10 protein-coding genes and 1 tRNA gene are annotated in these 11087 nt (G+C 65.1%); 9 read left to right on the top strand and 2 right to left on the bottom strand.

Features of this window, described 5'->3' with window-relative positions; genetic code table 11:
• Window positions 1-80: 80 nt before the first annotated feature.
• Window positions 81-167, bottom strand: a tRNA-Ser gene (locus tag A9W99_RS20170).
• 208 nt (window positions 168-375) lie between these two features.
• On the opposite strand from A9W99_RS20170, the gene A9W99_RS20165 reads away from it, so the two are divergent.
• Together A9W99_RS20165 and A9W99_RS20160 are read left to right on the top strand one after the other, a co-directional pair.
• Window positions 376-1347, top strand: coding sequence for an NAD(P)H-quinone oxidoreductase (locus tag A9W99_RS20165; RefSeq protein WP_067382258.1), 972 nt, complete (start codon window positions 376-378; stop codon window positions 1345-1347).
• 72 nt (window positions 1348-1419) lie between these two features.
• Window positions 1420-3033 carry a serine/threonine-protein kinase gene (locus tag A9W99_RS20160; RefSeq protein WP_067382240.1) on the top strand — a complete coding sequence of 538 codons (1614 nt, stop codon included), beginning with the start codon at window positions 1420-1422 and terminating at the stop codon, window positions 3031-3033.
• Here the strand turns inward: A9W99_RS20160 and A9W99_RS20155 are convergent.
• A complete protein-coding gene (locus tag A9W99_RS20155) occupies window positions 3030-4226 on the bottom strand; it encodes a cysteine desulfurase-like protein (RefSeq protein ID WP_067382237.1) in 1197 nt (398 codons plus the stop codon). The genes A9W99_RS20160 and A9W99_RS20155 overlap by 4 nt on opposite strands.
• A 138-nt stretch (window positions 4227-4364) precedes the next feature.
• On the opposite strand from A9W99_RS20155, the gene A9W99_RS20150 reads away from it, so the two are divergent.
• From A9W99_RS20150 to A9W99_RS20120, 7 genes are all read left to right on the top strand, one after another.
• Window positions 4365-6335: a DUF6541 family protein gene (locus tag A9W99_RS20150; RefSeq protein WP_067382235.1), complete on the top strand. Its 1971-nt coding sequence runs from the start codon at window positions 4365-4367 to the stop codon at window positions 6333-6335.
• 96 nt (window positions 6336-6431) lie between these two features.
• The gene (locus A9W99_RS20145; protein WP_067382257.1) at window positions 6432-6896 is read left to right on the top strand and encodes a bacterial proteasome activator family protein; all 465 of its coding nucleotides are present in this window, start codon (window positions 6432-6434) and stop codon (window positions 6894-6896) included.
• Between the two features lie 21 nt (window positions 6897-6917).
• A complete protein-coding gene (locus A9W99_RS20140) occupies window positions 6918-7754 on the top strand; it encodes an ABC transporter ATP-binding protein (protein WP_067382233.1) in 837 nt (278 codons plus the stop codon).
• Window positions 7747-8655 (top strand): glycosyltransferase, encoded by a 909-nt coding sequence (locus A9W99_RS20135; RefSeq protein WP_067382231.1) that lies wholly within the window; start codon window positions 7747-7749, stop codon window positions 8653-8655. Before A9W99_RS20140 ends, A9W99_RS20135 begins: the two co-directional genes overlap by 8 nt.
• On the top strand, window positions 8652-9482 hold the full coding sequence (locus tag A9W99_RS20130; RefSeq protein ID WP_067382223.1) for an ABC transporter permease: 831 nt from the start codon (window positions 8652-8654) through the stop codon (window positions 9480-9482). The genes A9W99_RS20135 and A9W99_RS20130 overlap by 4 nt, the downstream gene beginning before the upstream one ends.
• 331 nt (window positions 9483-9813) lie before the next feature.
• Window positions 9814-10281 carry a GTP cyclohydrolase I gene (locus A9W99_RS20125; protein WP_082930120.1) on the top strand — a complete coding sequence of 156 codons (468 nt, stop codon included), beginning with the start codon at window positions 9814-9816 and terminating at the stop codon, window positions 10279-10281.
• Window positions 10278-10811 carry a 6-carboxytetrahydropterin synthase gene (locus A9W99_RS20120; protein WP_082930119.1) on the top strand — a complete coding sequence of 178 codons (534 nt, stop codon included), beginning with the start codon at window positions 10278-10280 and terminating at the stop codon, window positions 10809-10811. Before A9W99_RS20125 ends, A9W99_RS20120 begins: the two co-directional genes overlap by 4 nt.
• Window positions 10812-11087 lie beyond the last annotated feature (276 nt).

Here is an 11087-nt window from a genome sequence, read left to right as displayed (position 1 = left end):
AAACCCCGGCCGCTGGCCGGGGCAACCTGTAACCCATGACGCGACTCATATGTAACCCATGACGCGACTCATCACAGCGGCGGTGGCGGAGGGATTTGAACCCCCGGACGGTTTTAGCCGTCTCTCGCTTTCAAGGCGAGTGCATTAGGCCGCTCTGCCACGCCACCGTCGATAAGGGTAGCGGCCGCTGGTTGAAGCTCTACACGAACTGCGTCGCACCTATCACAGCTGCCACAAGCGCCATTGCATCGAGTCTGCGGCCATGGCGCCGAGACTGCGGTGAGCGCTTGTTCAGCCGCCGTGGAGTAGCCCTGGGCGCAGTCTCGACTGCTTGGCAATGACTTTCTCCGCCGGCACGCCGGTAGCGTGGCCACCATGCGCGCCATCGTGGCTGAATCCCCCGAGCAACTGACGTGGCAAGAAGTACCCGACGTATCCGCCGGCCCCGGCGAAGTACTGGTCAAGGTCGCAGCGGCCGGCGTCAACCGCGCCGACGTGCTGCAGGCGTCCGGAAAATACCCGCCACCGCCAGGAGCCAGCGAGACCATCGGCATGGAGGTCTCCGGCGTCGTCGCCGACGTGGCGTCCGATGTGCCCGGATGGACTGTCGGACAAGAGGTTTGCGCCTTGCTGGCTGGTGGCGGGTACGCGGAGTACGCGGCCGTTCCGGCCAGCCAGCTGATGCCGATTCCCTCCGGTGTCGATGTGGCCGACGCCGCCGGGTTGCCCGAAGTGGCCTGCACGGTGTGGTCGAACCTGGTCCTCACCGCTCACCTCAGCGACGGGCAGGTCGTCCTGCTGCACGGTGGAGCCAGCGGCGTCGGAAGCCACGGAATCCAGGTGGCTCGAGCGTTGGGCGCTCGCGTTGCCGTCACGGCCGGATCGTCGGAGAAGCTGGAATTCTGCCGCGACCTCGGCGCCCAGATCACCATCAACTATCGCTACGAGGATTTCGTAGCTCGGCTCAGAGAAGAGACCGACGGGGCCGACGTGATCCTCGACATCATGGGCGCGGCGTATCTGGACCGCAATATCGACGCACTGGCCACCGACGGGCAGCTGATCGTCATCGGTATGCAGGGCGGGGTAAAGGGCGAGCTCAACCTCGGCAAGCTGCTCGTCAAACGGGCCCGGGTGATCGGCACGACGCTGCGCGCCCGGCCGGTGTCCGGGCCGAACAGCAAGAGTGAGGTCGTCGCGGCGGTGACATCGTCGGTGTGGCCGATGATTGCCGAGGGCAAAGTCCGGCCGATTATCGGCGAGCGCATGCCCATCCAGCAGGCCGCCGAGGCACATCAATTGCTGGTCTCCGGGAAGGTGTCCGGAAAGATTGTGCTCACCATCTGACGACGCAGAAACTGTCTGCTCGCTGCCCATTTCTGGCCTACGCTCGCGAGGTTAGGTGAGGAAGGCCTGCCGATGGACGAGGTGGCGTTTGGCCGTTACCGGTTGTTGTCACTGATCGGTGCGGGCGGCATGGGCCGGGTGTATCGGGCCCACGACACGATGATCGGCCGTGACGTCGCGGTCAAGGTGCTGCCCCCCGAGTTGGGTGCCGAACCGGGTTATCGGGCGCGCTTCAAGCGTGAGGCGCACACGGCGGCCCGGCTCAACGAGCCGCACATCATTCCGATCTATGACACCGGCGAGATTGACGGGCAGCTGTATCTGGTGATGCCGATTGTCAACGGCATCGATGTGCACGAGCTGTTGCAGCGCGAGGGCGCGATGAGCCCGCAGCGGACTGTGCATGTGATCGAACAGCTGGGTGCGGCGCTGGATGCCGCGCACGCGGTGGGGTTGGTGCATCGTGATGTCAAGCCGTCCAACGCACTGGTGGCCGCTCGCGATTTCGTGTACCTGATCGACTTCGGCATCGCCCACGACGGCGCGGCCACCAAGCTGACCAGCACCGGGATGATGGTCGGCACGCTGGCCTACATGGCGCCGGAGCGTTTCAGCGCCGGTGTGGCCGATGCCCGTTCGGATGTGTATGCGTTGGCGTGTGTGTTGCACGAATGCCTGACGGCGCAGCAGCCGTTTCCCGGTGACAGCCTTGAGCAGCAGATCGCCGCCCATCTGACGTTGGATCCGCCTCGACCTACTGAGCGCCGGCCCGACCTGCCCGCAGGATTGGATGAGGTCATCGCGCAGGGTATGGCCAAAAGTCCAGAGCAGCGCTATCAGAGCGGGCATGAGCTGGCCGACGCGGCCCGCCACGCGTTGTCCGGCGGCTCCTCGCCGATCCCGCTTTCGCGGATTGCCGCCACACGGCCCGCACCGGCTGCGCCACCGCCCGTCGCGTCGACGTTGACGTCCACTCGTCGCGTGGCGACGTCCGCGCCTGAGCCTGCCGGGCGCACGGCTGCGACGGGACGTCCGGGATGGTGGATCGCGGCGGTGGTCGTCGTCATCCTGGCCGTCGTCAGCGTCGCAGTCCTGACGACGCTTCTGCTGCGCCGACCCAGCGGATCCCAAACCTCAACTGCTGCACCGTCTTCGGAGCCGGCCGCACAGTCCGCGCCCGTGCAGCCCACACCTTCGTCGACTCTTACCACCCCACCGGTCCAAGCCTCGACACCGTATGTGAAGCTGCCAGGCATTGCCGGATGCATGGTCGCTACGGAAAACGTTGTCTGTCAAGGTAATTGGCCGCAGGCCCCAGTGACGCCGTGCGCGCAATGCCGAGAACCGATGCATATGGACCAAGCTCTGGTGGACACCAACGGCACCCTCACCTGGCGCGACGCGAACATCGGCAGTCCCAACAGCCCCGGCGGTCCTGGTTGGTTTGTCCTCAACGCTGGACAGCCCTACCACGGCTACGGCTGGACAGCGGAGTCTGATGGCGGTGGCCACGTCACCTTCAAGAACGACGCGACGGGCCACGGCATGACCATCACCGCGGTGACCACCGGCGACACCAGTCGCGGCGAGATCAAAGCGTTCCAGCGCGGCACTCCCGACGAACAGACGCAAAAGCACCTATTTCGGCACGAAATTGGGTGCTTTTGCGTCTGCTCGCCGTGCTAACCGAGCGAGGCCAGCGCGCGGACCAGCTGGTCGACCTCGGCCATCGTCGAGTAGTGCGCCAGTCCGACGGTCACCGCGCCGCCGACGTCGTTGACCCCCAGCACATCCAGCGCGCGGGAATGCTCGTCGGTGATCGCGAGGATTCCGTTGTCCGCCAGACGCTGGACCACCCGCTCGGCCGGCACTCCGTGCAGAGCGAAGCTGATCACCGGTATGCGGGTCTCGGGCCGGCCGATCAGCATCACCAACGGCAACGACCGCAACGACACCATCAGATAGTCGAAGATCCGGTTCAGGTAAGAAGCCGCAGATTGCATTGACACCGCAAGGCGTTCGCGTCTGCTGCCGCGAGCGGTCTCGTCGAGCGCGGCCAGATATTCGATGCTGGCGACAACGCCGGCTAACAGACCGAACTGGTGCCCGCCGACTTCCAGGCGCGCCGGGCCGGTGGCATGCGGATCGGTCGCGAGCGAGCTGAACGAGTCCACCAGAGCCGGATCGCGAAAGACCAACGCCCCGATCGGTGGACCGCCCCACGCGTTGGCGTTCACCGCCACCACGTCGACGTCGCTCTCCCTGACGTCCAGCAACCGATAAGGCGCGGCGGCGGAATGGTCGACCACCGCCAGCCCGCCGACGTCGTGGATCAGCTTGGTCATGACGCGCAGGTCGGTGACCGTGCCCAATGTTCCCGACGCGGACGTGACGGCCACCAGCCGGGTCGACTTGCCGATCAGGCTCTCCCACTGCCACGTCGGCAGATCACCGGTCTCGATGTCGATCTCGGCCCATTGCACCTTGGCCCCGTAGCGATGGGCCGCGCGCAGCCACGGCGCGATGTTTGCCTCATGGTCCAGGCGGCTGACAATCAACTCGTATCCGAGGCCGGCCCGCGACGATGACGCTTCGGCCAGCGACGCGAGCAGGATCGCGCGATCGGCACCCAATACGACACCCGCCGGGTCGGCGTTGAAGAGGTCGGCGACGGCCGTGCGTGCCGCATCCAGCACCGCCGCACTGCGCTGCGCCGACGGGTGCGCACCAACCATGCTGGCGCCGGACCGGCGAAACGCCGTCGAGACGGTGGTCGCAACCGAGTCGGGAATCAGCATCCCGGCCGGCGCGTCCAGGTGCACCCATCCGTCACCCAGCGACGGATGCAACCCACGCACCCGGGCGACGTCGTATGCCATGACAGCCACCTTAGAGCTTCCGCAATCCCGCGAAATTGTGACGGTAGCGGGCGTCCTAGACGGCGCAATCCGGTCCAGCCGGTCGGCTGTACGAAGAGGCCTCGCGAGCCAGGTCACCCGGCCAGCCATACTAGTCGAGTGGGGCTTGCCTTCGGAACGCTGATCGCGCTGTTCTTGCTAATCGCCCCCGGAGCCATCGTCGCCCGCATCGCACAGCTAACTTGGCCGACCGCCATCGCAGTTGCTCCGGCCCTCACCTACGGGGTGGTCGCGCTGGCCATCATTCCCTACGGTGCGGTGGGAATCCCCTGGAACGGGTGGACTGCGCTGGCCGCACTGGTCGCGGTGTGCGTACTGGTGACGGGTTTGCAGGTGTGGCTTGCCCGCTACCGCGACCGGGACGCCGAGGCCCGTGCGGTGGGCGGCCGGCCGGCGCTCATCGTGGCCGCGGGTGTGCTGCTGGGCGTTCTGCTGATCGCCTTTGCGGCCTGTCGCGGTCTGGTGCACTGGCAGTCCATTCCGAGCACCTGGGACGCGGTCTGGCATGCCAACACCGTGCGCTGGATTCTCGACACCGGTCAGGCGTCCTCGACCCACATGGGCGAGCTCCGCAACGTCGAAACGCACCGCGCGCTCTACTACCCGGCGGTCTTCCACGCATTGACCGCGGTGTTCTGTCAGCTGACCGGGGCCGCACCCACGACCGGTTACACCCTCAATTCGGTAGCCGCAGCGGTCTGGCTGTTCCCGGTCAGCGCCGCCATCCTGACTTGGCATGTGCTGCGGCCGCGCACCAGCGAACTCCGCGCTGCCGCGGCCGCGGCTACCGCGGCCGGGCTGTCGGCATCGTTCACCGCGGTGCCCTATGTCGAGTTCGGCGTCGCCGCGATGCCGAATCTGGCCGCCTACGGGATCGCGGTTCCGACGATGGTGCTGATCACCTCGACGTTGCGGCACCGCGACCGCATCCCGCTGGCCGTGCTGGCCTTGGTGGGGATCTTTTCGGTCCACATCACCGGCGGGGCGGTCGTCATGCTGTTGCTGGGTGCGCGCTGGCTCTTCGAAGAGCTATGGCATCCCGTCCGGGGCCGCATCGCCGACGTTCTGACGCTTGCCGGCGTCGGGGTGGTAGCCGGGTTGATCCTGTTGCCCCAGTTCATCAGCGTCACCCAGCAAGAAGACGTCATCGCCGGACATTCGTTCCCGACGTATTTGAGCAAGCGGCGCGGACTCTTCGACGCCGTCTTCCAGCACTCGCGCCATCTGAACGACTTTCCGGTGCAATACGCGATGATCGCGCTGGCCATCGTCGGTGCGCTGGTGCTGCTGCTCAAGAAGGTGTGGTGGCCGCTGGCGGTCTACCTGTTGCTGATCGTCGTGAACGTCGATGCGGGCACACCCCTGGGTGGGCCGATCGGCGTTATGGCCGGCGGCATCGGCGAGTTCTTCTACAAAGACCCGCGGCGCATCGCGGCGGCGACGACCCTGCTGTTGACGGCCGGAGCGGGTCTAGGCTTATTCGCAGCCGTCAAGGTGTTCGCGGCGTTGGGGAGACGACTGACCGACCGTTTCAGACCGGTGCCCGCACCGGCCTGGGCCGCCTCCACAGCCGTGCTGCTGATTGTGGCCATCCTGGTAAGTGCGTGGCACTACTTCCCGCGGCACCGCTTCTTGTTCGGCGACAAGTACGACTCGGTGATGATCAACCACCAAGACCTCGACGCCATGGCTTACCTTGCGACGCTGCCCGGGGCCCGCGACACCATCATCGGCAACTCCAACGTCGACGGCACGGCCTGGATGTATGCGGTCGCCGACCTGCACCCGCTATGGACCCACTACGACTTCCCGCAGCAGACGGGCCCGGGCTACTACCGCTACATCTTCTGGGTCCACGCCCGCGAGGGCACCAGCAATCCGAAAGTGGTCGAGGCGGTGCACGCGCTCAATATCCGCTACATCCTGACCAGCGAGCCGACGGTTCGCGGGTTCGCCGAGCCCGAAGGGATAAGGTCTCTGGAGAAATCGGAGTCGTGGGCGAAGCTCTACGACAACGGTGGGGCCCAGATCTGGGAATGGCGCGGGTATACCGCAGCGAAACACCCCTGAACGGCTTGCAAGAGGACGGTGAGTGGATTGAGAACTGGTGACGACGGCCCAGATGACAACGGCATCGAGATCATCGGCGGTGTCGACCCGCGGATCATGGCGGCCCGCGGTTCAGCCGACGACGACAACGACGAACGCTCGCTGACCGACCTGGTCGAGCAGCCGGCCAAGGTGATGCGTATCGGCACGATGATCAAGCAATTGCTCGAGGAAGTTCGCGCCGCGCCGCTCGACGAGGCCAGCCGCAACCGGCTGCGGGAAATCCACGCCACCAGCATCCGGGAACTCGAGGACGGGCTGGCGCCGGAACTGCGCGAGGAGCTCGACCGCCTCACCTTGCCGTTCAACGAAAACAGCGCCCCCTCGGATGCCGAATTGCGCATCGCCCAGGCCCAGCTGGTCGGCTGGCTGGAGGGGCTGTTCCACGGCATCCAGACCGCGTTGTTCGCCCAGCAGATGGCAGCCCGCGCGCAACTCGAGCAGATGCGCCAGGGCGCGCTGCCACCGGGTATCGGTAAGCCGGGCCATCCCGGCGGTCACGGCACCGGCCAATACCTCTGACATTTCAAGAGCATCAACCCCGTGTCTCCTGGCCCGTACATCGAAACCCGCAGTGCGTGGGTGGAGTTTCCCATCTTCGATGCCAAGTCGCGTTCCTTGAAGAAGGCCGTGCTCGGCAAGGCGGGCGGCACGATCGGGCGCAACAACTCCAACGTCGTCGTCATCGAGGCATTGCGGGACATCACCATGTCGCTGAATCTGGGCGACCGGGTTGGCCTGGTGGGACACAATGGGGCCGGCAAATCGACTCTGCTGCGGCTACTTTCGGGCATCTACGAACCGACCCGCGGCTCCGCAACGGTCCTCGGCCGGGTGGCTCCGGTGTTCGACCTGGGCGTCGGCATGGACCCGGAAATCTCCGGCTTCGAAAACATCATCATCCGGGGTTTGTTCTTGGGCCAGACCCGAAAGCAGATGCTGGCCAAGGTCGACGAGATCGCGGAGTTCACCGAGCTCGGCGAATACCTGTCGATGCCGCTGCGCACCTACTCCACCGGGATGCGGGTGCGCCTGGCGATGGGGGTGGTCACCAGCATCGATCCGGAGATCCTGTTGCTCGACGAAGGCATCGGCGCCGTGGACGCCGACTTCTTGAAGAAAGCCCAGTCCCGGCTGCAGCGACTGGTGGAACGGTCCGGAATCCTGGTATTCGCCAGCCATTCCAACGAGTTCCTGGCGCGGCTGTGCAAGACGGCGATGTGGATCGACCACGGCGTCATCAAGCTCACCGGCGGCATCGAGGACGTGGTGCGCGCCTACGAGGGCGAGGACGCAGCCCGGCACGTGCGCGAAGTACTGGCGGAGACCCAGTCCGACGCTGAAAAGCCGCTGGTACAAAAAGCTTCCGGGGATGAGTGACGCCGTCTTCGCCGTGGTGGTCACCCATCGGCGCCCCGACGAGCTGGCGAAGTCACTCGATGTGGTGACCAGCCAGACCCGGCTGCCCGACCATTTGATCGTGGTCGACAATGACGCGTCTGACGAGGTGCGTGATCTGGTTGCGCGCCAACCAATTTCCACCACTTATCTGGGATCGCACCGAAACCTGGGCGGAGCAGGCGGTTTCGCGCTCGGGATGCTGCACGCGCTGGCCCAGGGCGCCGACTGGGTGTGGCTGGCAGACGACGACGGGCGCCCCCAGGACGCCCGAGTGCTGGCGACCCTGCTGGCCTCCGCCGAGAAGTACGGGTTGGCCGAGGTGTCGCCGATGGTGTGCAACATGGACGATCCGGAGCGGCTGGCGTTTCCGTTGCGTCGCGGCCTGGTATGGCGCAGGCGCGCAAGCGAATTGCGCACCGAGCCCGGCCAGGATCTGCTGCGCGGGATCGCGTCGCTGTTCAACGGCGCCCTGTTCCGCGCGTCCACCCTGGAATCGATCGGCGTCCCAGACATCCGGCTGTTCATCCGCGGCGACGAGGTGGAGATGCATCGCCGGCTGGTGCGGTCCGGCCTCCCGTTCGGCACCTGCCTGGACGCGGTTTACCTGCACCCCTGCGGATCCGACGAGTTCAAGCCGATCCTGGGCGGCCGGATGCATACCCAATACCCCGACAACCCGACCAAGCGCTTCTTCACCTACCGCAATCGCGGCTACCTGATGTCGCAGCCGGGTCTGCGTAAGCTGCTGTTTCAGGAATGGGTGCGGTTTGGCTGGTTCTTCGTAGTGACCCGCCGTGACGCCAAGGGCCTGCTGGAATGGATTCGGTTGCACCGCTTGGGACGTCGCGAGAAGTTTGCACGGCCTGGAGGTTCGGCATGACGTTCATTGACGCGGCTGCCCAGTCCAAGACGTTCGCGCGGGCCCGAACCGACTTGGTCGAGGGTTTCCGCCGCCACGAACTTTGGCTGCACCTCGGCTGGCAGGACATCAAGCAGCGCTACCGCCGCTCGGTGCTGGGGCCGTTCTGGATCACCATTGCCACAGGTACCACAGCGGTGGCGATGGGCGGTTTGTATTCCAAGCTGTTTCACCTGGAACTGGCTGTACACCTGCCTTACGTCACCCTTGGGTTGATCATCTGGAACCTGATCAACGCCGCGATTCTCGAGGGCGCCGAAGTCTTCGTCGCCAACGAGGGATTGATCAAGCAATTGCCCACACCGCTGTCCGTGCACGTGTACCGGCTGGTGTGGCGGCAGATGATCCTGTTCGCGCACAACATCGTCATCTATCTGGTCATCGCGATTGTGTTCCCCAAACCGTGGTCATGGGCCGACTTGTCGGTGGTTCCGGCGCTGGCGTTGATCTTCCTCAACGCCGTCTGGGTGTCACTGTGCTTCGGCATTCTGGCGACCCGTTACCGCGACATCGGCCCGTTGCTGTTCTCCGTCGTGCAGTTGCTGTTTTTCATGACGCCGATCATCTGGAACGACGACACGCTGCGCCAGCAGGGGGCCGGACGCTGGTCGAGCATCGTCGAGCTCAACCCGCTGCTGCACTACCTCGATATCGTTCGGGCGCCGCTGCTGGGCGCCCACCAAGAGTTGCGGCACTGGGCGGTGGTCGTGGTGCTGACCGTCGTCGGGTGGGTATTGGCGGCCGTAGCGATGCGGCAATACCGTGCGCGGGTGCCGTACTGGGTGTAGCGAGCTGCGCGATAACGCCGCGAACCGTCGGCGGGATCGTCACATCTGCCCCCTTGAGTACCAGAAAAGCGAGGCATGGTGTGGCCTGCAAAGTAGTAGCACCGGCGATAGCACTTGCAGGGCCGGCCGGGCTTTGCCTGTGAATCCTGGGCGAAAATCCGCCCACCGATGCCCGCCCTAGATTCACAGCGAACGCCGCCGGTGCTTGTTCGGCTCCAAGAATCCTTTGAGAATCCGCCAAGAATCCTTCAAGGCCTCGCGCGGATGCTGAGCCGACGCATGAACACGCTCGATCACATGCGTCTCCACAAACGATTCCGAGAGGATCTACATGCTTCGTCATGCTGACCTGTCGATGCTCGCCGGTGGCTCACTGCCTGCCGCAGACACCGATTCAGAAATCGTGCTCACCCGTCCGATTCCGTTCCACTCGTTATGCGAGCAGCATCTGCTTCCGTTCTACGGCGTCGTGCACGTCGGCTATGTTCCGGACGAAACGCAGTTAGGGACGTCCGAGTTGGCCCGCATCGTCGAGGCATGTGCCCGCGGTATTCAGATCCAGCAGCGGATGACGAGCCGGATCGGCCTGTGGCTGCACCACCAGTTGGCGCCTAGAGGGGTAGGCGTCCTGGTGGAGGCAGTCCACATCTGCATGCCCCCCAGCCGCGTGTCGGCCGTCGGCACCCAGACGCTGACCACCGCCTACTACGGATCGTTCTTCGAGAACGCGCGTGCTCGACGCGAATTCCTCACGCTGACAAGTCGAGAGCAGACATCGACACAGGAAGAAAACCGATGAGTAAGACCGCCCTCGCCGACGTCGTGCAAATTGCGACGATGCACCGAGACGATGCGCCGCTGGGCCGCACGGCGCGATTCCATCTGCGCAAGCAGTTCGACAGCCTGCCCTGCTGCCATCGCTCCTGGACCAACCAAGGAAAGCGTTTCTTTCTGCACGGCTATGAGCGGACCTTCGAAATCGAGTTCGCTTGCGCGCAAACCGAACCCGGCACCGGCTTGGTGCTGGGCCCCGATGCCCTCGAGGAGGTCCGCGTGGCGCTGCGAAAGCAGTTCGACCACACCACCCTGATCGCCGCGGACGATCCCGAACGCGATCTTTTCGAACTGCTGGCCGACCGGGGTGTGATCGATCTGCGGATCATGGACAACACCGGCATGGAGCGCTCTGCGGCCTGGGTGTTCGACACCGCCGAGAGCATCGTCGTGCGGGCAACGCAAGGCCGCGTCTGGGTTTCACAGATAAAGGCGCGCGAGAGCCACAGTCACGGCGTAACCCTGACCGCACGGGCGGCAACGATCCCGAATTGAACAAGCCGGGCAGATTCCGCCTAACAAAGACACCGAACCGCGACACCGGACCGCCCCTTTGGAGGATCATGCGATTCGTGAGCGAGGTAATCGGCTGTGTCGGACCCCTGGTCGTAGCCACTCGCGGCGAAAGCGGCGCCGGCGAGGTCATGCTCACTGTGCAGGGGTCCCGGGAAACATACCTTGCGTGGTCCGACGAACCACTACCGAAAGGCACGCGGGTGCTGGTAGTTGAGGCTCGGGGCGCGAGGACGGTGGTTGTCGAACCTTGGAGCC

This window comes from Mycobacterium sp. 1164966.3 (assembly GCF_001665395.1).
In the GTDB taxonomy this organism is placed as follows: Bacteria; Actinomycetota; Actinomycetes; order Mycobacteriales; family Mycobacteriaceae; genus Mycobacterium.
This window is presented reverse-complemented; position numbering and strand designations above follow the sequence as displayed.

Excerpts from the sequence above, each read along its gene's own strand:
- A9W99_RS20165 (WP_067382258.1), top strand. The coding sequence starts at position 376 with ATGCGCGCCATCGTGGCTGAATCCCCCGAGCAACTGACGTGGCAAGAA.
- A9W99_RS20160 (WP_067382240.1), top strand. The coding sequence starts at position 1,420 with ATGGACGAGGTGGCGTTTGGCCGTTACCGGTTGTTGTCACTGATCGGT.
- A9W99_RS20155 (WP_067382237.1), bottom strand. The coding sequence starts at position 4,226 with ATGGCATACGACGTCGCCCGGGTGCGTGGGTTGCATCCGTCGCTGGGT.
- A9W99_RS20145 (WP_067382257.1), top strand. The coding sequence starts at position 6,432 with ATGGCGGCCCGCGGTTCAGCCGACGACGACAACGACGAACGCTCGCTG.
- A9W99_RS20135 (WP_067382231.1), top strand. The coding sequence starts at position 7,747 with ATGAGTGACGCCGTCTTCGCCGTGGTGGTCACCCATCGGCGCCCCGAC.
- A9W99_RS20130 (WP_067382223.1), top strand. The coding sequence starts at position 8,652 with ATGACGTTCATTGACGCGGCTGCCCAGTCCAAGACGTTCGCGCGGGCC.
- A9W99_RS20125 (WP_082930120.1), top strand. The coding sequence starts at position 9,814 with ATGCTTCGTCATGCTGACCTGTCGATGCTCGCCGGTGGCTCACTGCCT.
- A9W99_RS20120 (WP_082930119.1), top strand. The coding sequence starts at position 10,278 with ATGAGTAAGACCGCCCTCGCCGACGTCGTGCAAATTGCGACGATGCAC.